Raw genomic sequence first — 19,817 nt, forward strand, 5'->3', positions numbered from 1 at the left:
CCCCAGGGGCAAGGTCAAGGCCCGGATGAGACCGAGTCCGTCGGGGTCGCCTCGGGCTTCTCCCCGATCACGTTTCGCTGCATCTCCACGTTGGATTCGCCGGTGCCGCCGAGCTGGATGTCGTCGTACGCCTTGAGCAGGTGGTTCTCGTCGAAGTAGAGGACCGAGAGGCTCAGCGGCGTCGGCTTGTCGTTCTGCAGCCCGCGCAGGCCGGCGCCCCCGGTCGACCCCTCGACCATGAGCCTGGTCTGGACCGGAATCTGCGCGTCCCCCGCGGACGGCTGCGGCGCCGGCGTGGCGGAGGCGGACGCGTCCGGCGCGGGGGTGGGCGCCGGCAGCAGGCTGACCTCGCGGTGGTGCAGGTGCCCGGCCAGCACCAGCGGCACCACGCCGGAGAGCGGCCGGGCCATCGCCGGGTCGTGCACGAGCGCGATGTCGATCGGCTTGTCGCTCTGCTGGATCGTCTCGGCGAGCCGGGCGCCGGACGCGGCCAGCGGGCTGGTGGCCGGGTCGTCGGCGTTCGCGGCGGCCGGGGTCTCGCTCTTGTCCGGCGTGAACTCGGGGTCGCCGATGCCGGCGATGGTGATCCCGTCGACCGTGGTGGTCGAGTTGTCCAGCACCACGGCGTTGCGCTGCCGGGCCACGGCGGCCTGGATCGCGCTCGAGTCGTGGTTGCCGCGGACGTAGATGTACGGGACGCCGACCGACGGGATCGACGACACGTAGTTGGTCTCGGCCGCGCTGCCCCAGTCGACCATGTCGCCGGTGTCGACCACGGCGTCGATGTCGAAGGTCTGCACCACGGTGCGGATCAGCCCCCACGACGCCGGGTTCAGGTGCAGGTCGGAGACGTGCAGGATGCGCGTGGTGTTGCCGGCCGGCTCGTAGACGGGCAGCGACGACACCGTGGTGTAGAGGCGGCTCACGTTGCTGACGATCTGCTGGAGCTGCTCGGCGTACCGGCCGTAGTTGTCCGCGATCCGCCGGGCGTCGCCGACCACGGCGGGCGCGTTGACCAGCAGGCCCTCGTAGCGTGGTTCGGCGATCGAGTCGGGGCGCAGCGTGCCGGCCGCCAGGCCCAGGCTGCCGCCGGTCACCACCAGGGCGGTCACGCCGGAGGCGGCGACCCGCCGGACGTCCCGGAAGATCAGCGCGGAGAGGATCATCGCGCTCAGAACGGCAATGCCCAGCGTCCGTACGCCGAGGCGCATCACGCCGATGCGGACATCGTCGACCGCGTTCTCCCCGGCCGAGCTGATCGCGGCGGGGTCGTCGATCAGCGCCTCGGTGCGGCTCTGGTCGAGCGAGGCGAGGTTGACCTTGAGGTGGATCGGGCCGTCGTGGCTGTCCAGGTGCAGCGAGCCCAGCGGCGGGATGTCGACCTCGGTGCCGCCCAGGATCGACGGGCTGATCGACATCTCGGCGCGGAACGGGCCGACGTTGAGCGCGGCGTGCGCGAAGAGCATCGTGCCGACGATCACGCCGCCGACGCTGACCAGGAAGATCGCGGTCGCCATCGCGATCTTGCGCGTCCAGCGATGCCGGTAGAGACGGCCGGCCGCCGCCGGCGTGCCCCGGAGGCGCCGGCGGACGGCGAGCGTCCACGGCTGTTCGGTCATCGGCGCATCACGTGCCCCCACCTGGCGGTCATCAAACTGTTCCTAGCTGCGGCCGGCGCCGCCATCAGAGAAAACGAGCCTGATGATCCGATCGTCGTCGGGGCCGGGGTCACCGGCGTCCTCCTGGTTCGACGTGCTGGCCCACAGCGAGCCGTCGGGAGCCGCCACGAGGCCGCGCAGACGGCCGTACTCACCGGTCAGCAGCGCCTGCGGGGTGCCCAGCACGGTGCCGTTGTCGGTGATGTTGAGCAGCCAGAGGCGCTTGCCGAGCAGGCAGGCGGTGGCGACGGTCTGCTCGATCACGGCCACGCCCGCGCAGCCCGAGTCGGCGGTCTGCCAGGTGAACAGCGGGCTGGTGAGCGTCGCGTCGGTGCTGGCGCCGTCGGCCTTGGCCCAGCCGTAGTTCTTCCCCTTGACGATCACGTTCAGCTCGCCGTTCTTGGGCTGGCCGTTCTCCGTCGCGTACATCCGCTTGGTCTTGTCCCAGGCCAGGCCCTGGACGTTGCGATGGCCGAGCGTCCAGACCAGCGAGTCCTTGATCGGGTTTCCGGGCGCGGGCTTGCCCGCCGTGGTCATCCGCAAGATCTTGCCGCCCAGGCTCTTCGGGTTTTGCGCCTGCGTGCCGTTGGTGGCGTCGCCGGTCGACGCGTAGAGGAACCCGTCGGGGCCGAAGGCCAGCGCCCCGCCGTTGTCGTCCTTGGAGCGCGGGATGCCGGTCAGGATCGGCTGCGGTTTCCCCTTGAGCACCAGCTTGGCGACGCGGTTGTCCTTGGCCGTCGAGTAGTAGACGAAGACGGTCTTGTCGGTCGAGTACTTCGGGCTGACCGCGATGCCGAGCAGGCCGCCGTCGCCCGAGGCCTGCACCTCGGCGAGCCGCTGCACCTCGGTGACGGTCAGGCCCTTGGCGTCGGAGTCGGGCCCGACCTGCAGGATGCGGCCGGTGTCGCGCTCGGTGACCAGCGCCGCGCCGTCGGGCAGGAAGGCCATGCCCCAGGGGACCTCGAGGCCCTTGGCCAGCACGGTGACCGCGACCTCTTGATCGCCCTCGGGCGCGCTCGAGTCGGAGGCGGCCACCGAGGGTTTCGGCAGGTTGGGCGGAGTGCCCTGCTGCTCGGCATCGGGCGGGCCGAAACTGCAGGCCGCGGTCAGCGCCAGGACGGCGCCGAGCGACCCGGCCGTCGCCCTTGTCCGGCGGGAACGCACCACCACCACGCGACCTCCTCGACTCGACGCACCCCAGGGTAGCGGCGCAGCCTGGAAAGCCCCTGCCGATCAGTCGGGGTGGCTGATCTCCTGTTTGCCGGCGGCCAGCACCCGGGGGAGGTTGCCCTGGGTGACGCCGGTCAGACGGATCACGTTGCCGTTGTCGAGCAGGGCCGAGACCTGGCCCTTCTCGTCGGGGGCGAGCTCGCTGACCCGCGCCCAGGGCACCCGGGTGCTGCCGAAGAGGGCCTTGACCCGCAGCTCGTCGGGGTAGACGTCGGTGCCGGCCCGCCACGCCCAGACGAAGATCGCGACCGGGATCAGCAGGACCGGCGTCAGCTCCCACTCCGCCCCCGCGAACGGGACCGCGCCGACGAACGCGATCACGGCGGCGACCAGGAACGCGCCGGTCTTGCGGACGCGAAGGAGGGGCTTTCGTCTCACCCGGTCATTGTCCCACCCGCCGATCCGGCGCCATTTTCGCCCAGGCTGTCCACAGGCGACGATCTGGACGTGCGATTCCCTGCCGCCCGGCCGTAACCTGTTCGAGGGACGTTCGTTGATACGTCACAGTTACCCATCGCAGAGGATCCGTCGACGTGGCAGTGCAGCCCCCCATGCACGCCCGGCTCATCGACCGGGCGACGCTTCTCGGCGTCCCCGTGGTCGCCGTGGCGGTGCTGCTCGCGGGCGCGACCGGCCTCACGCCTCCGGCGACCGCGCTGGCCATCGGGGTCGGCGGCGCCGGGCTGTGGGCCTGCCTCCACCTGGTCCGGGCCGCGCTGGAGATCCACCATGCCGACGGCACGTTCGTCGCCTGCCGCGGGGCCGGCTTCATCGGTCTCGCCGCGCTGGCGACCGGCCTCACCGCGGTGGTTCCGGCCTGGGGACCGCCCGCGGCGGGCGTCTGGGCCACTTGCGGGTACGCGTCGGCCGCCGCCCTCTTCTCGATCGGCATGCTGTTCCTGCCCGGCTCGGCGACGAACTGGGTGGTTCGCACCCGTCGCGCGTTCGACGGGGCCGGCCTGGGCGTGAGCCTGGCCTTCGCCGGCTACCTGATCCCGCCGCAGAAGGCCGAGCACATCACCACCCTGCCCGCCACCCTGATCGGCGCCCTCGGCATCTCGATCGCCGTCGTGGCCGTGCTGCGCGGCCGCCCGCACCGCCGGCCCTCGTTGCGCTGCGGCGCCGGCGCGGTCACGACCATGGCCGCGCTCGGCATCCTCACCACGGTGGTGGCGCTCGGGCACGGCGGGGTGGTGCTGCCGTTGCTGGGCATCCCGGTCGTGGTGGGCCTGGCCGCCTCGGCCGACGGCGGCAGCCGCCGGCATCTGCCCGCGCCGGCGCTCGAGCCGCGCAACCCCGACCAATACCTGGCCAGCTACCCGCTGCTCGCGATCCCGGCCGCGGTCGGCGTGATCGCCGCGCTCTGGCACCTCGTCGTGGTGCGCAGCTTCGACACGATCGGCGTGCTGCTGGGCATCGGCATGGTCGCGGTGCTGGTGATGCGCGAGCTGCTGGTGGTGCGCGACATCCGGCGGTACGCGGGACAGCTCCAGACCGCCGAGGCCCACTTCCGCTCGCTGGTCGCCGGGGCCACCGACCTCACCCTGGTGCTCGACGAGCAGCTGCGGATCAAATGGCAGTCGCCGGCCGCGTCCCGGCTGTTCGGGCTCTCCGACGACGAGGTGGTGGGCCGGGCCTTCCGCGACCTGATCCACCCCGACGACGTGGCCGGCGCCCAGGCGGCGATCGACTCGGTGCTGGCCGGTGACCACGACGACGGCCCGCCGGCGCTGGTGACGGCCCGCATGCGGGACGGGGCCGAGCTCTGGCGCGACACCGAGTCGACGATCTCCGACCAGCGCGCGGTGCCCGAGGTGGCGGCGCTGGTGGTGCACGTGCGCGACATCGGCGAGCGGCGGCATCTTGAACGAGCACTGCACAAGATGTCGTACGTCGATCAGCTCACCGGGCTGGCGAACCGGCGGGCGCTGATGCGCGACCTGCTGGCTCAGCGGCGGCGGGCCGGTCAGCAGGGCACGCTGCTGGTGATCGACCTGCACGGGCTCGCCGAGATCAACGACAGCCGCGGCCGCGAGACCGGCGACGCGGTGCTGGTCGAGGTCGGCCGCCGCATCAAGACGCTGCTGGCCGAGGAGGACGTGGCGGCCCGGCTCGGTGGCGACGAGTTCGCGGTGCTCACCGGCGACGGCGCGGTGCTGGCCTACGCGATGGCCACCCGGCTCGCCACGGTGCTCTCCGGGCCGCACGAGCTGCCCGGCACGATCGTCGAGCTGCACACCAGCATCGGGCTGGCCGAGCTGGCCGGCGCGGCCGACTCCGACCAGGTGCTGCGCCACGCCGACCTGGCCCGCAAGCGCGCCCGGCAGCTCGGCCTCGACCGCGTCGAGTGGTACGACCCCGATGTCGAGATGAAGCTCAACCGCCGGATGGAGCTCGAGCAGCAGCTGCTCGGCGCGGCCGAGCGGGGCGAGCTCGACCTGGTCTTCCAGCCCGTGGTCGACCTGCGCGACAACCTGCCGGTCGGCGTCGAGGCGCTGCTGCGCTGGCGGCATCCCGAGCTCGGCACGATCCTGCCGGCCGAGCTGCTGCCGATCGCCCGGGCCGTGGGCATCGCCGCCGAGATCGACGAGTGGGTGCTCGACGCGGCCTGCAAGCACCTGACCGCCTGGTCGACCGGGGACGAGGGGTTCTGGCTGTCGGTGAACGTGGCGCCGCGCGAGCTGCTCACGGCCCGGTTCCCCGACCGGGTGGCGGCGACGCTGAAGCGGTACGACCTGCCGCCCGAGCGCCTGGTCGTCGAGGTGGCCGAGGACTGGATCGCCGAGGACGTGCCGACGATCGTGGCGTCGCTGGCCGGGCTGCGAAAGCTGGGGGTGCGGGCGGCGCTCGACGACTTCGGGGCGGGCCAGGCGTCGCTGTCGCACCTGCGGCGGCTGCCGGTCGACGTGCTCAAGCTGGACACGTCGCTGGTCAACACGGCCTCGGAGGGCGCGACCGGCCACGGTCCCGCGGTGATCGACGTGGTGGTGAGCCTGGGTCGCCGGCTGGGCCTGGAGATCGTGGCGAAGGGGCTCGAGTCCCGGGAGCAGATCGAGCGGGCGGCGAAGGCGGGCTGCCTCTACGGGCAGGGGTTCGCGCTGGGCCGGCCGGCGCCGGCCGAGCGGATCGAGGCCTACCTGGAGAGCCACCGGGCCTGACCGATCCCGGACAGATGCTCAGCGCGGCGGGGCGGTGCTCCCGCGCGGGGTCAGGTGGGCGGTGCCGGCCTCGACGTTGCCGACCTCCTTGCCGTCGATGGACGCCAGGAGCTCGCGGGCGGCGTGCGCGCCGTACTCGGCGATGTCTCGGGTCAGGGCCGTCAGCGGCGGATGCACGAGGCTGCACAGTGGAGAGTCGTCCCAGGCCACGATGGACAGATCGCCGGGCACGGTGAGGCCCATCTCCTGCGCCACGGCGAGGCCCGCGACCGCCATCACGTCGTTGTCGTAGATGATCGCTGTCGGACGATCGGTGTCGATCAGCAACCGGCGCGTGGCGCGGCTGCCCTCCTCGCCGGTGTAGTCCGAGGGGACGGTCAGGGCCTCGAGCCCGAGCGAGTCGCAGGTGTCGTTGAAGGCCCGGGTGCGGGCCTGGGTGTGCAACAGCCCGGGCAGGCCGCTGACCCGGGCGATCCGTCGGTGGCCGAGGGCGACCAGATACCGTACGGCCTCGGTGATCGCGCCCGCGTCGTCCGACCAGATCTGCGCGATCTTGCCGGTGTCGCCCGGCCCGCCGATCACCACCGCCGGCAGTTGCAGCTGCTGGAGCACCGGGATGCGGATGTCGTTCTCGCGGAGGTCGGTGACGATCACGCCGTCGATCCGGCGCTCGCCCCACCAGCGGCGATAGACCTCGCACTCGAGCTCGGGCGACGCGACGACCTGGAGGGTCAACGCGTACGACCGGGCCGACAGCTCCGCCTCGAAACCACTGATCAGGCCCATGAACCAGGGCTCGATGCCGAGGATCCGCGCCGGTCGGCACAGGGTCAGGCCGACGGCCCGGGCGCTCGCGCCGGACAGGGCGCGGGCCGCGCTGTTCGGGTTGAACCCGATCTCCTGCGCGATGGCGACGATGCGTTGCCGCGTCGCTTCGGAGACTCCGGGCTGTCCATTGAGCGCGTACGAGACGGCGCCCTTGGACACGCCCGCTCGCCGCGCGATATCGGCGATCGTGGGCCGCTTCACTCGGTCTCCCTCTGAGGGTCTGTCCTGCCGGTCACGACAGACCCCGTTTCCGGCTGAAGCTTACCGGCAGGCGAAATCGGTAGAGCGCTCTCACGCGGCCCCACGGCGGGGTGATCAGGCGTCGAGCTGAACGCTTGATCGGTTAAGTGTTACGGCACACAGCGTCGATTGTAAACACCGATCCACCCAGAAGTCCGGTTCGTCCTACTTAACCGGCACTGACAACGATGGGAAATCAACCTCGTAACACGCTATTGACAGTCATCGAGGTGGGGCTTAGCGTCACCACAACTTACCCGGTTCAGTAAATTCACTCCGCCATGGAGGCGCAATGAAACGGCTTGGCAAAGCGACGATCGCGGGGGCCGCCGCGGCAGCCCTGGCCCTCTCGGGATGTAGCGGGCAGAGCCTCGAGGGCGGCGGCAGCGACAAGACCGCCGGCACGGTGACCCTCAAGGTGGCCTTCTGGGGCGACATGGGTCTCGACAAGCTCAAGACCGAGTACGAGGCCGCGCACCCCAACGTCAAGATCGTGCTCAACTCGGGCGAGTTCAACGCCCAGCACGAGGACCTGCAGAAGAAGATCGTGGCCGGCACCGGCGCCCCGGACATCTCGGCCGTCGACGAGGGCTTCATCGTTCAGTTCCGCAGCCAGGCCGACAAGTTCGTGAACTTCATGGACAAGGGCGGCGCGGAGTACGAGTCGAAGTACCTGCCCTGGAAGTGGAAGCAGTCGATGTCGACCGACGGCAAGCAGATCGGCCTCGGCACCGACGTCGGCGGCCTGGCCATGTGCTACCGCTCGGACCTGTTCAAGAAGGCCGGCCTGCCCACCGACCGTGACTCGGTCAGCAAGCTCTGGTCGACCTGGGACGACTTCATCAACGTCGGCAAGCAGTACACGGCCAAGACCGGCAAGAAGTTCGTCGACTCCGGCACGAACATGTTCAACCCCGTGCTCGCGCAGCAGCCGGTCGGCTTCTACAACGAGCAGGAGCAGCTGCAGATGGACGGCGGCCCCAAGGTCGCGTTCGACGTCAGCATGAAGGCGATCCAGGCCGGCATCTCGGCCAACCTCGCCAGCTTCCAGCCCAACTGGGACCAGGGCTTCAAGAAGGACCAGTTCGCCGTCCTCGCCTGCCCGGCGTGGATGCTCGGCCACATCCAGGACACCGCGCCCGACCAGAAGGGCAAGTGGGACATCGCCGCGATCCCGGGCGGCGCCGGTAACTGGGGCGGCTCGTGGTGGACCATCCCGAGCCAGGGCAAGAACATCGACGCGGCGGCCGACTTCGTCAAGTGGATGGTGCAGCCGGAGCAGCAGATCGAGGTCTTCAAGACCGTCGGCAACCTGCCCTCGCAGCCCGCGCTGTACAAGGACCCGGCGGTGCTGAGCTACAAGAAGGAGTTCATGAGCAACGCTCCGACCGGCCAGATCTTCGCGGCCACCGCGGAGAGCCTGAAGCCGCAGTACCTGGGCAAGAAGAACGGCCCCACCCGGGTCGCGGTGGAGAACGTGATCACCCAGGTGCAGCAGGGCCGGATCAAGCCCGACGCCGCGTGGGCCGAAGCGGTCAAGCAGGCCGAGAAGGCCAGCAACTCCTGATTCGAAAGTCATAGCGGCGGGGCGGCGAACGAGCCGCCCCGCCCTTACCTAGGAGTGGCCGTGTCCCTCACGCAGCTCAGGCCGCCGCCGCAACATGCGGCGCCGCCGCGCAAGACGAACCGGGCCAAGCTCGCCCTCTATCGGTTCGACACGAAGTACACCCCGTACGTCTTCATCGCTCCGTTCTTCGTTCTTTTCGCGATTTTCGGGCTGTTCCCGATCGTGTTCAACGCGATCGTGTCGCTGCGCACGTGGCGGCTCGACGACCCGGACAAGGACGGCTGGGCGGGCTTCGCGAACTTCACGAAGCTGTTCGCCGACTCCGACTTCTGGAACGCGCTCTACAACACGTTCGGCATCTTCCTGCTCTCCACGATCCCGCAGCTGCTGGCCGCGCTGATCATCGCCAACCTGCTGAACCGCAAGCTGCGGGGGCAGACGTGGTGGCGGATCGGGATCCTGCTGCCGTACCTCACGCCGGTCGTCGCCTCGACGCTGGTCTTCGCCGTCTTCTTCTCGCGTGACAACGGCATGGCGAACTGGCTCCTCTCGCTCGTCGGCTTCGGCAAGGAGCAGCCGCTCGACTGGCGGGCCGACAAGTGGAGCAGCTGGATCGCGATCGCCACGATGGTCAACTGGAAGTGGATCGGCTACAACGCGTTGCTCTACCTCTCGGCCATGCAGTCGATTCCCAAGGACGTGTACGAGGCGGCCGCCGTCGACGGCGCCGGCCCGTGGCGGCAGCTGTGGCGGATCACCGTGCCCATGATCCAACCGGTCGTGGTGTTCACCGTGATCCTGTCGACGATCGGGGGGTTGCAGCTGTTCAACGAGCCGATGATGTTCGACGAGAACCCGCAGTCGGCGACCGGCGGCTCGGCCCACCAGTTCCAGACCATCGCCCAGCTGATCTACAAGGTCGGCTGGAAGGACCTCAACCTGGGGTACGCGGCCGCCATGTCCTGGGCACTGTTCGCCGTCATCCTGATCGTGGCCCTGATCAACAGCACGCTCACCAAGCGCATCGGAGGGGACCGGTGACGACGTTCGTGACCCGGGCGCCGCAGGACACACGCGGCAGCTGGAAGACGTACCTCGGCCTCGCCCTGGTCTTGATCTTCTCGGCCTTCCCCGTCTACTGGATGTTCGTGATCGCGACGAGCACGGATGCCGCGGTCTCGCAGATCCCGCCGTCGGTCGTGCCGGGCAGCCAGCTCCTGCACAACCTCAACGAGGTCTTCACGATGCAGGAGGTCTACTTCACGGCCTCCCTGATCAACAGCGTGATCGTGTCGAGCGTGATCACCCTGTCCACGCTGTTCTTCTGCTCGCTGGCCGGGTTCGCCTTCGCGAAGCTGCACTTCCCGGGCCGCAACTGGCTGATGGTCGTGGTGATCCTGACCCTGACCGTGCCCAACCAGCTCGGCGTCGTGGCGCTGTACATCCTGATGGGCAAGCTCGGCTGGAACGGCACGCTGCTCGCCGTCATCGCGCCCGGCCTGGTCAGCGCGTTCGGCGTGTTCTACATGCGGCAGTTCATCGCGCACGCCGTGCCGGACGAGCTGGTCGAGTCGGCCCGCATCGACGGCGCGATGACCATGCGCGTCTACTGGAGCATCGTGCTGCCGGCGATCCGCCCGGCGCTCGCGGTGCTCGGGCTGCTGACCTTCGTGATGGCCTGGAATGATTTCCAGTGGCCGCTGATCACGCTGAACGGCACCGACTTCCCGACCTCGATGGTGGCCCTGAGCGACCTCGCCAGCGGCAACTACGTGATCTACCGCCGGGTGCTGGCGGGCGCGTTCGCGGCTACCGTTCCGTTGATCGTTCTGCTGTTGATCGGCGGCCGGCAGATCGTCCGGGGAATCATGGAAGGTGCTGTAAAGAGCTGATGAGTTATCGACCTCTGCACGAAGGCTGGACACTTTCGGGTGCCGACGTGTCCGGCCTTCCGGCGACCGTGCCCGGTTGCGTGCACACCGATCTGCTGGCGGCGGGCCTCATCGCGGACCCGTACCTGGACGCGAACGAGTCGTCGACGTCCTGGATCGGGCGCACCGAGTGGGAGTATTCGACATCGTTCGCCGGTGGTGCGGATGCTCCGCGCGTCGACCTGGTCTGCGACGGCCTCGACACGGTGGCTTCCCTCTCGCTGAACGGCACGCTGGTCGGCGAGACGGCCAACATGCATCGGGGCTATCGCTTCGACGTCAGGTCGCTGCTGCGCGAGGGCGAGAACTCTTTGACGGTCAAATTCAGCAGCCCGTACGCGTACGCCGAGGAGCAGCAGCGTCGGCTCGGCGCGCGGCCCAACGCGTACGGTGAACCGTTCAATTTCATCCGCAAGCAGGCCTGCAACTTCGGCTGGGACTGGGGTCCGACCCTGGTCACGTCCGGCATCTGGCAGCCGATCGGCCTGCACTCCTGGTCGGTGGCCCGGCTCGCGTCGGTCAGCCCGCAGGTGACGGTGGCCGGCGATGTCGGACGGGTCGAGGTGCGGGTGCGGCTCGAGCGGGCCTCGTCCGACCCCGTCACGATCACCGCCTCCGTGGCCGGGCGCCGCGCCCAGGCCACGGTCGACGGCATCGAGGCGCTGCTGATCCTCACCGTCGACGATCCGTCGCTGTGGTGGCCGCGGGGCTACGGCTCCGCGGCCCTGTACGACCTGGACGTCTCGGTCGCCTCCTCCTCCTCCGGGGAGGTGCTCGACACGTGGTCCCGGAAGGTCGGCTTCCGCTCGGTGCGGGTCGACACCGCCGACGACGCGTTCACGCTGATCGTCAACGACATCCCGGTCTTCGTCCGGGGCGTCAACTGGATCCCCGACGACGTCTTCGCCGACCGGGTCACGCTTTCTCGTCTTCGCTCGCGCTTCTCCCAGGCGGCCGACGCCAACGTCAACTACCTGCGGGTCTGGGGCGGCGGCCGCTACGAGTCGGACGAGTTCTACGCGCTGGCCGACGAGATGGGCTTCCTGGTCGGGCAGGACTTCCTGTTCGCCTGCGCCGCGTACCCGGAGGAGGAGCCGTTCGCCTCCGAGATCGAGGCCGAAGCCCGCCACAACGTCGTCCGGCTCAGCTCGCACCCGAGCCTCGTGCTGTGGACCGGCAACAACGAGAACCTGTGGGGCCACGAGGACTGGGACTGGAAGCAGCCGCTCGCCGGCCGCTCCTGGGGTTCCGGCTACTACTACGACCTGCTACCGCGGATCGTGGCCGAGCTCGACCCGTCCCGGCCCTACTGGCCGGGCAGCCCGTACTCGGGCACCCCGCGCCGGCCCCCGAACGACCCGGCCTCGGGCACGACCCACATCTGGGACGTGTGGAACACCGACGACTACACGAAGTACGCCGCTTACCGGCCGCGCTTCGTCGCCGAGTTCGGCTTCCAGGCGCCGCCCACCTACGCGACCCTGACCCGGGCCATCTCCGACTCGCCGCTCGCCCCCGACTCGCCCGGCATGGCCCACCACCAGAAGGCAACCGGCGGCGACGAGAAGCTCTCTCGCGGCTTGGCCAACCACATGCCGGAACCGCACGATTTCGACGACTGGCACTACCTGACCCAGCTGAACCAGGCGCGGGCCGTCGCGTACGGGATAGAGCACTTCCGTTCTTTGCGTCCACTGTGTATGGGCAGCATCATGTGGCAGCTCAACGACTGCTGGCCCGTCACGTCATGGGCCGCGGTCGACGGCGATGGCCGCAAGAAGCCGCTGTGGTACGCGATGCGTGACGCGTACGCCGATCGCCTGCTCACGCTCCAGCCCCGCACCGGCGCCGCCTTGACGCCCGGCGGCCCGTTGTCGCCGGTGGCCCCCGGCGCCGTCTTCACCCCCGCGGGCGCTCCCGCGCTGATCGCCGTCAACGACGGCCCGTCACCGTGGCCGGTGTCCGCCACCGTGACCCGTCGCGACCTGACCGGCAAGATCCTGGCCGCCGCGACCCTGTCCGTCGAGGTGGCCCCCGGCGCGGCCGCCACCGTGCCCCTGCCCGCCGACATCGCCACCCCCGGCGACCCCACCGCCGAGCTGATAGTCGCCGACGCGGGCGACGACCGCGCGCTGTGGTTCTTCGCGCCCGACAAGGACATGGCGTGGCCACCCGCGTCGTTCACCACGTCGGTGGCTTCGGATCGTGGGTCCACAAAGGTCACCGTCACGGCGTCGACGGTGCTGCGCTCGCTGACCCTGTTCCCGGACCGCGTCAACCCATCGGCCTCAACCGACCGCGCCGCCGTGACCCTGCTGCCGGGCGAATCGGTGACGTTCACGGTGGTCGCCGACGGGGTGCTGGATTCTTCGGCTTTGGTCGCTCGCCCGGTCCTCCGCTGCGTGAACGATATTTCGCAGTAGAGGGCCCGAAGTCGCCCTGCTCACCTGTCGTCGCCAACGGGTGAGCAGGGCGATTCGGGTTTTGCGGTCGCTCAGCTGGTGGACCCTGTCTCTGCCGCACCGGATCGGTCGTCTGCCTGCCGCGCCGCTGTCTTGTCTGCCGCGCCGGCTGTCTTGTCTGCCGCGCCGGCTGTCTTGCCTGCCGCCCCACCGTTGGCGCCGGCCCGCCGTTGGCGCCGCGCCGGCCGTTCGCGCCGCCCGCCGTTGGCGCAGCGCCGGCCGTTCGCCCGCCGAACTCGTCGTCCGCGTGCTGGACCTGCCGTCCGCGAACCCGCGCCCCAGCTACCGAAACGGCGCAGTTACCCAACCCCACCCCGTTCAGTGGGTGGGGTGACGTTACGGCCCGGGTACGACGTTTTCTGCCGGCTGTCCACAAGCTCAGGGTCCATCGCCGTCGCGGTTGCGGCAGGCATCGATGCGCCGGTAACTCTTCCCCACCCCGTTCACTGGGTGGGGAGACGATACGGCCCGGGTATGACACTTTCCTGCGGCTACCCACAACCGGCCGTCGCGGCGAGCTGCCGCCCCGGTACGGCGTCTCCGTCGATTGCTTACCCGCGCGAGTCGGGGGTGCTGCACACGGCGGGCCGGTGCGCGTATAGGTAAGCAGAGCAAAGCGCCCCGATCAGGCCCGTGCGCCCGACGGGACTGGGCTTGCGCCCAGCAGGATGTCGTGGCCGTTCTGGTCGGTGGTCAGCTCGATTCTGGTCGCTACGGGGGCGTGGCCGCTCGCGGCGACCGTGTAGACGCCGGGCGGGAGGTCTCGGAGCTCGTAGTGGCCGTCCGGGTCGGTGATCGTGGAGCCGGCTACGGCGCCGGACTGGTCTACGGCTACCACTGATGCCTCGGGGACCGGGCGGCCCGAGCGGGCTGCCCGCACGTTCCCGGAAAGGGTGGCGCCGATTGTCAGGACCAGGTCGGCCTGGCGGGAACGGCCGGGAGAGATGATGCGGGTCGCGGGGCGGGCGTGTTCGGCGGTTGCGGTCAGCATGTAGTCGGCCTGGTCCAGGCCGGACAACCGGTAGCGGCCGTCGAGGGTGGTGGTGGCGGTGGCTACCACGGTTCCGCCCAGGTCGGTCAGGGTTACGGCGGCGCCGGGCACCGGGCGGTCCTGGCGGTCGGTGATGCGGCCCTCGATGCGGCCGGCGCCGGCCAGGGAGAGGACGCGGCGGATCTCGCCTACGCCGACGTTGACCAGGACGGCGGCGGGCTGGTGGTCATCGGCCGCGCAGATCAGCATGAACGCGCCGCCCTCGGGGAGCGGTAAGCGAAACTCGCCGTCGGGGCCGGTTGCGGCGTGGGCGATTTGTCCCCCGCCGAACTCGGCCACGGTGGCGGTGGCGCCGGCCAGCGGTTCGCCGCCTGGGCCGTCGATGCGACCGCTGATCACGGGACCGCCCGCCGCCGCGGACCCCGAGACAACAGAAGGCGCGGGCAAGGAGGGCGAAGCAGCGGACGCGGGCGGAGAGGCGGCGGACGCGGGCGGAGAGGCGGCGGACGCGGGCGGAGAGGCGGCGGACGCGGGCGGAGAGGCGGCGGACGGGAAGGAAGCGGGCGACGGGGCGGACGCGGGCGAAGGGGCGGAGGCGGGCGAGGAAGGAAGATCAGTCACGGTCGGCTCCGCGTGGATGGACTGGGGCGCCTCGGCGGGCGCGGCTCGTAGCGGGACGTGCGGCAGGAACAGGAAAAGGATCAGGGCTATCACGAGGACGGCGGCGGCGATCAGGAAGATGTGGTCCATCGCGGTGGAGAAGCCGGCCTGGAACGGGCGGGCCAAGGCCCTCGACACGTGGGACAGGAAGGACGTGTCGTCCAGCGAGGTCGACGAGGCGCCGGCCAGCAGGGCTTTGTCGGCGGGACTCGCGGCTACGGCGGGGTCGGTCAGGACGTGTGATTTGCGGATCGCGGCGCCGATGCGGTCGCCTGCGGTGCCGAACAGGATCGACAGGAAGATGGCGGTGCCGGCGGTCGCGCCCATCTGGCGGAAGAACGTGGCCGACGCGGTGGCGACGCCGATCTCGGACGGGGCCATCGCGTTCTGCACGGCGAGGGTGATCGGCTGGAGGACGAAACCAAGACCGAGACCGAAGATCCCCATGAAGGTTCCCGTACGCCAGAAGGGCGTGTCGACCCCGAGCGAGGCGAGCAGGATCAGGCCGGCGATCATCAGGCCGGCGCCGATGACCGGATAGGGCTTGTAGCGACCGGTGCGGCTGATCAGCTGACCGGAGACGAGCGAGCCCAGCATGATGCCGGCGGTCAGGGGCAGGAGCTGCAGCCCGGATCGGGTCGGCGTGGCACCCCGTACGATCTGCAGGTAAAGCGGCAGGAGCGCAAGCCCGCCGAACATGCCCATGCCCACCACGAAGCCGCCGGCCGAGGTCAGCGCGAAGGTCGGGTTGCGGAAGAACCGCAGCGGGATCAGCGCCTCCTCGCGCATCACCGCCTCGGTGAGCAGGAACATCACCAGTCCGAACGCGCCGACGGCGTAACAGATCAGCGAGCCGGCCGAGCCCCAGCCCCACGAGCGCCCCTGCTCCGCCACCGTCAGCAGCGGCACCAGGCAGATGCAGATCGTCAGGGCGCCCCACCAGTCGATGCGATGGTTGCGCGGGGTGTGCGAGAGGCGCAGCACCCGGGCGACCACGACCAGCGCCACGGCGCCGATCGGCACGTTGACCAGGAAGACCCAGCGCCAGCCGGCGATGCCGAGGATCTCGTCGGCGCCGGCGAAGAAGCCGCCGATCACCGGGCCGAGGACGCTGGACATGCCGAAGACGGCGAGGAAGTAGCCCTGGTAGCGGGGGCGGTCGCGGACCGGCACGATGTCCGCGATGATCGCCAGCGCGAGCGAGAACAGGCCGCCGGCGCCGAGGCCCTGCACCGCGCGGAAGCCGGCCAGCATGTACATCGACGTCGCGAACGAGCACGCGGCCGAGCCGAGCACGAAGATCGTGATGGCGGCCAGGAAGAAGCGCTTGCGCCCGTAGATGTCGGACAGCTTCCCGTACAGCGGAGTCGAGATCGTCGCGGTGATGAGGTACGCCGTGGTGACCCACGCCTGCATCGACAGCCCGTGCAGATCGTCGCCGATGGTCCGGATCGCCGAGGCCACGATGGTCTGGTCGAGCGCGGCGAGGAACATGCCGAGCATCAGCCCGGCGAGCACCTCGAGGATTTGCCGATGACCGAGTTGCCGTGAATCGCTGGATCCCACTACCTCGCAACGATGCATCGTGCCGCGAGGTGGTGGGATCGGCGAATCAAGCGGTGTAGGAGCCGGCGTCGAGGTCGGCGATCAGGCCCGGTTGCGCCGGCGACCATCCGAGCGTGGCCCGGGTGATCTCGCTGGAGACCGGCAGGTCCATCGGGAAGAACATGGCCAGCCAGTCGAAATGTTCGTTCGGCACCGACTTCACCGGCAGGTCGAGCGAGCGCCCGATGGCCTCGGCGATGTCGCGGGTGGCGACGCCCTCCTCGGCCGTGGCGTGCCAGATCGAGCCCGGCGTGGCCTGCTCGACCACGAGCCGCACCAGGGCGCCGGCGTCGAGGACGTGCACGGCCGGCCAGCGGTTGGCGCCGTCGCCCGGGTAGCCGCTGACGCCGGTGCGGCGGGCGATGTCGACGAGGGCGGCCATGAACCCGTGGTCGCCCCGGCCGTGCACGGTCGGCGCGAAGCGGATGATCGCGGACCGCACACCCCGGTCGGCCAGGGCCAGGGTGGCCTGCGCGCTCGCGATGCGGGGATGGCCGGCGCCGTCCGGGCGGTCGTTCTCGGTGGCGGTGCGGCCGGCCACCGTGCCCAAGGCGCCGGACGCGATCAGGAACGGCTTGCCGGTGCCGGCGAGGGCGTCGCCGACGGTGTCGATCACGGCCCGGTCGGTCGCGGCCGCGCCGGCCATGCCCTCGGGCGTGAAGTCGTGCTTGTAGCCGAGGTGGATCACGCCGTCGGAGTCGGTCGCGGCGGCCCGCAGGCCGTCGAGGTCGTCCAGATCGCCGCGCCGGACCTCGGCCCCGGCGGCCTCCAGCTTGGCGGCCGAGGCGTCCGAGCGGGCCAGGCCCACGACCCGGTGGCCGGCCTTCAGCAGCTCGCCGACGCTCGCCGTGCCGATCCAGCCGGATGCGCCGGTAACGAAGATGCGCATGATGGAACCCTCCTGCGATGTCACTTGATGACATCACCACGCTAGCACGGTCATGTCATGGTGTGACATGACTAGAATCATGGTCGTGGGCAGATGGGAGGGAGACGCGGTCGGCCGTCTCCGGGAAGCGGCGATGAAGCTGTACGCCGAGCGCGGCTACGAGCAGACCACGGTCGCCGACATCGCGAGCGAGGCCGGGCTCACCGCACGCACGTTCTTCCGCTACTTCGCCGACAAGCGCGAGGTGCTGTTCGCCGGGTCCGACGAGCTGCGGGAACGGATGGCGGCCGCGCTCGACGCCGCGCCCGCCGGGGCCGGGCCGATGACCGCGATCGGGGCCGCCCTCGACGCGGCGGCGGAGATGCTGGGCGGGTTCCGCGAGCACTCGCGGCAGCGGCAGGCGCTGATCTACGCGACCCCGGAGCTGCTGGAGCGCGAGCTGAGCAAGATGGCGTCGCTGGCCGTGACGCTGGCCGAGGGGCTGCGGCGCCGGGGCGTGCCTGAGCCGGACGCGAGCCTGGCCGCCGAGACCGGGGCCATGGTGTTCCGGGTCGCCTTCGAGCGGTACGTGAGCGAGGGCGAGGAGGCGGGCCTGGGCGAACTCATGCGGGCGACGATGGAACGGCTTCCGGCCGTCATCGCCGCCCGCTGAAAGGTGACGTCCTACTCGGGGACGCGGCGGTAGGCGCCGTCGCTGGCGCTCGTGGCCATCGAGGCGTAGGCGCGCAGGGCGGCCGACACCGGGCGGGTGCGGTCGACCGGCGAATACGGCTTCGGCCGCCGCTCCTGCTCGTGCCGGCGCTGGGCCAGCGTCTCGTCGTCGACGTTGAGTGTGATGCTGCGGCCCGGGATGTCGATGGTGATCTCGTCGCCGGTCTCGACCAGGGCGATCAGGCCGCCGGACGCCGCCTCGGGGGAGACGTGGCCGATCGAGAGGCCGCTCGTGCCGCCGGAGAAGCGGCCGTCGGTGATCAGCGCGCACGCCTTGCCGAGGCCGCGGCCCTTCAGGAAGCTGGTCGGGTAGAGCATCTCCTGCATGCCGGGGCCGCCCCGGGGACCCTCGTAGCGGATCACCACGACGTCGCCCTCGACAACCTGCTTGCCGAGGATGCCCTCGACCGCCGCGTCCTGCGACTCGAAGACGCGGGCCGGGCCGGTGAACTTCCAGAGCGACTCGTCGACGCCCGCGGTCTTCACGACGCAGCCGTCCGGTGCGAGGTTGCCGAAGAGAATCGCGAGACCCCCATCGACCGTGTACGCGTGATCGACCGACCGGATGCAGCCGTTCTCGCCGTCGGTGTCCAGCGTCGCCCAGCGGTTCTCGGTGCTGAACGGCTGCGTGGTGCGGACCCCGCCGGGCGCCGCGTGGAAGAGCTCGAGCGCCTCCGGAGCCGGCGAGCCGCCCCGGATGTCCCACTTGTCGAGCCAGGTGGTCAGCGAGGGCGAGTGCACCGACCGGACGTCATCGCGCAGCGCGCCGCCGCGGTGCAGCTCGCCGAGCAGGGCGGGGATGCCGCCGGCCCGGTGCACGTCCTCCATGTGGTACTTCACGCTGTTCGGAGCGACCTTGGCGAGGCAGGGCACCCGGCGCGAGATCGCGTCGATGTCGGCCACGCTGAAGTCGAGCTCGGCCTCGCGGGCCGCGGCCAGCAGGTGCAGCACCGTGTTGGTGGAGCCGCCCATGGCCACGTCGAGGGCCACCGCGTTCTCGAAGGCGGACCGGCTCGCGATCGAGCGCGGCAGCACCGACTCGTCGTTCTTCTCGTAGTAGTCCTTGGCGATCTCGACGATCAGCGAGCCGGCCTTCTCGAAGAGCGCCCGGCGGGAGGCGTGCGTGGCCAGCGTCGAGCCGTTGCCGGGCAGCGCCAGGCCGATCGCCTCGGTGAGGCAGTTCATCGAGTTGGCCGTGAACATGCCGGAGCACGAGCCGCAGGTCGGGCAGGCCGAGCGCTCGATCGTGCCGAGCTGCTCGTCGGTCACGTTCTCGTTGGCCGAGGCGCTCATCGCGTCGATCAGGTCGAGCTTCTCGTGCACGATGCCCTCGATGGCGACCGTCTTGCCGGCCTCCATCGGGCCGCCGGAGACGAAGACCGTCGGGATGTTGAGCCGGAGGGCGGCGATCAGCATGCCGGGAGTGATCTTGTCGCAGTTCGAGATGCAGACCAGGGCGTCGGCGCAGTGCGCGTTCACCATGTACTCCACCGCGTCGGCGATCAGCTCGCGGCTGGGCAGCGAGTAGAGCATGCCGCCGTGGCCCATGGCGATGCCGTCGTCGACCGCGATGGTGTTGAACTCGCGCCCGACCCCACCGGCCTCGGCGATCGCGTCGGCGACGATGCCGCCGAGGTCCTTGAGGTGCACGTGCCCCGGTACGAACTGGGTGTAGCTGTTGGCAATCGCCACGATGGGCTTGCCGAAATCGTCGTCGGTCATGCCGGTGGCGCGCCACAAAGCACGCGCGCCGGCCATGGTCCGACCGTGGGTCGAGGTCCGGGAGCGCAGGTCAGGCATCCCCTCATAGTGCCACCGCGGTAAGGGGCGCCCGCCAGTGACGTCCACAAGCCGGGATTCGAGGGTCCCTCAGGTCTCCCCAAACAC

At 70.4% G+C, this 19,817-nt stretch carries 13 protein-coding genes; 6 read left to right on the plus strand and 7 right to left on the minus strand.

Annotated features, from left to right (window positions below):
- Nucleotides 1-14: 14 nt before the first annotated feature.
- The 3 genes from ACZ6TB_RS39915 to ACZ6TB_RS39925 form a co-directional block, all read right to left on the minus strand.
- Complete coding sequence (locus tag ACZ6TB_RS39915; RefSeq protein WP_465564100.1) at nt 15-1,619, minus strand: metallophosphoesterase family protein; 1,605 nt, start codon at nt 1,617-1,619, stop codon at nt 15-17.
- 42 nt (nt 1,620-1,661) lie between these two features.
- Nucleotides 1,662-2,828: a PQQ-dependent sugar dehydrogenase gene (locus ACZ6TB_RS39920; RefSeq protein WP_465564310.1), complete on the minus strand. Its 1,167-nt coding sequence runs from the start codon at nt 2,826-2,828 to the stop codon at nt 1,662-1,664.
- A gap of 63 nt (nt 2,829-2,891) precedes the next feature.
- Nucleotides 2,892-3,266: a PH domain-containing protein gene (locus ACZ6TB_RS39925; protein ID WP_465564103.1), complete on the minus strand. Its 375-nt coding sequence runs from the start codon at nt 3,264-3,266 to the stop codon at nt 2,892-2,894.
- A gap of 155 nt (nt 3,267-3,421) precedes the next feature.
- Between ACZ6TB_RS39925 and ACZ6TB_RS39930 the strand changes: the two genes are divergently transcribed.
- Nucleotides 3,422-6,046 carry a putative bifunctional diguanylate cyclase/phosphodiesterase gene (locus tag ACZ6TB_RS39930; protein WP_465564106.1) on the plus strand — a complete coding sequence of 875 codons (2,625 nt, stop codon included), beginning with the start codon at nt 3,422-3,424 and terminating at the stop codon, nt 6,044-6,046.
- 18 nt (nt 6,047-6,064) lie between these two features.
- Here the strand turns inward: ACZ6TB_RS39930 and ACZ6TB_RS39935 are convergent, their stop codons facing one another.
- Entirely contained in the window at nt 6,065-7,075 is a 1,011-nt protein-coding gene (locus ACZ6TB_RS39935) for a LacI family DNA-binding transcriptional regulator (protein ID WP_465564109.1), read from the minus strand.
- Between the two features lie 331 nt (nt 7,076-7,406).
- Here ACZ6TB_RS39935 and ACZ6TB_RS39940 point away from each other — a divergent pair, with 331 nt between their 5' ends.
- Genes ACZ6TB_RS39940 through ACZ6TB_RS39955 form a run of 4 tightly spaced genes read left to right on the plus strand, consistent with a single transcriptional unit; the run spans nt 7,407 to nt 13,035 of the window.
- Nucleotides 7,407-8,681 carry an ABC transporter substrate-binding protein gene (locus ACZ6TB_RS39940; RefSeq protein WP_465564112.1) on the plus strand — a complete coding sequence of 425 codons (1,275 nt, stop codon included), beginning with the start codon at nt 7,407-7,409 and terminating at the stop codon, nt 8,679-8,681.
- A gap of 60 nt (nt 8,682-8,741) precedes the next feature.
- Complete coding sequence (locus tag ACZ6TB_RS39945) at nt 8,742-9,722, plus strand: carbohydrate ABC transporter permease (protein ID WP_465564115.1); 981 nt, start codon at nt 8,742-8,744, stop codon at nt 9,720-9,722.
- A complete protein-coding gene (locus ACZ6TB_RS39950) occupies nt 9,719-10,573 on the plus strand; it encodes a carbohydrate ABC transporter permease (RefSeq protein WP_465564118.1) in 855 nt (284 codons plus the stop codon). The genes ACZ6TB_RS39945 and ACZ6TB_RS39950 overlap by 4 nt, the downstream gene beginning before the upstream one ends.
- The gene (locus ACZ6TB_RS39955; protein ID WP_465564121.1) at nt 10,573-13,035 is read left to right on the plus strand and encodes a glycoside hydrolase family 2 protein; all 2,463 of its coding nucleotides are present in this window, start codon (nt 10,573-10,575) and stop codon (nt 13,033-13,035) included. The genes ACZ6TB_RS39950 and ACZ6TB_RS39955 overlap by 1 nt, the downstream gene beginning before the upstream one ends.
- Nucleotides 13,036-13,699: 664 nt before the next feature.
- Here the strand turns inward: ACZ6TB_RS39955 and ACZ6TB_RS39960 are convergent.
- A complete protein-coding gene (locus ACZ6TB_RS39960) occupies nt 13,700-16,243 on the minus strand; it encodes an MFS transporter (protein WP_465564124.1) in 2,544 nt (847 codons plus the stop codon).
- A 94-nt stretch (nt 16,244-16,337) separates the two neighbouring features.
- Nucleotides 16,338-17,219, minus strand: coding sequence for an SDR family oxidoreductase (locus tag ACZ6TB_RS39965; RefSeq protein ID WP_465564127.1), 882 nt, complete (start codon nt 17,217-17,219; stop codon nt 16,338-16,340).
- A gap of 79 nt (nt 17,220-17,298) precedes the next feature.
- Here ACZ6TB_RS39965 and ACZ6TB_RS39970 point away from each other — a divergent pair, with 79 nt between their 5' ends.
- Nucleotides 17,299-17,871 carry a TetR family transcriptional regulator gene (locus ACZ6TB_RS39970; protein WP_465564313.1) on the plus strand — a complete coding sequence of 191 codons (573 nt, stop codon included), beginning with the start codon at nt 17,299-17,301 and terminating at the stop codon, nt 17,869-17,871.
- 11 nt (nt 17,872-17,882) lie between these two features.
- On the opposite strand, the gene ilvD is transcribed toward ACZ6TB_RS39970, so the two are convergent.
- A complete protein-coding gene (gene ilvD, locus ACZ6TB_RS39975; protein WP_465564129.1) occupies nt 17,883-19,730 on the minus strand; it encodes a dihydroxy-acid dehydratase in 1,848 nt (615 codons plus the stop codon).
- Nucleotides 19,731-19,817: the final 87 nt, after the last annotated feature.

The sequence above is a fragment of the Actinoplanes sp. NPDC051537 genome (assembly GCF_055586105.1).

Bases quoted from the DNA above. Each gene is read 5' to 3' on its own strand.
- ACZ6TB_RS39915 (WP_465564100.1), bottom strand. From the start codon at position 1,619: ATGACCGAACAGCCGTGGACGCTCGCCGTCCGCCGGCGCCTCCGGGGC.
- ACZ6TB_RS39940 (WP_465564112.1), top strand. From the start codon at position 7,407: ATGAAACGGCTTGGCAAAGCGACGATCGCGGGGGCCGCCGCGGCAGCC.
- ACZ6TB_RS39955 (WP_465564121.1), top strand. From the start codon at position 10,573: ATGAGTTATCGACCTCTGCACGAAGGCTGGACACTTTCGGGTGCCGAC.
- ACZ6TB_RS39965 (WP_465564127.1), bottom strand. From the start codon at position 17,219: ATGCGCATCTTCGTTACCGGCGCATCCGGCTGGATCGGCACGGCGAGC.
- ACZ6TB_RS39970 (WP_465564313.1), top strand. From the start codon at position 17,299: ATGGTCGTGGGCAGATGGGAGGGAGACGCGGTCGGCCGTCTCCGGGAA.
- ilvD (WP_465564129.1), bottom strand. From the start codon at position 19,730: ATGCCTGACCTGCGCTCCCGGACCTCGACCCACGGTCGGACCATGGCC.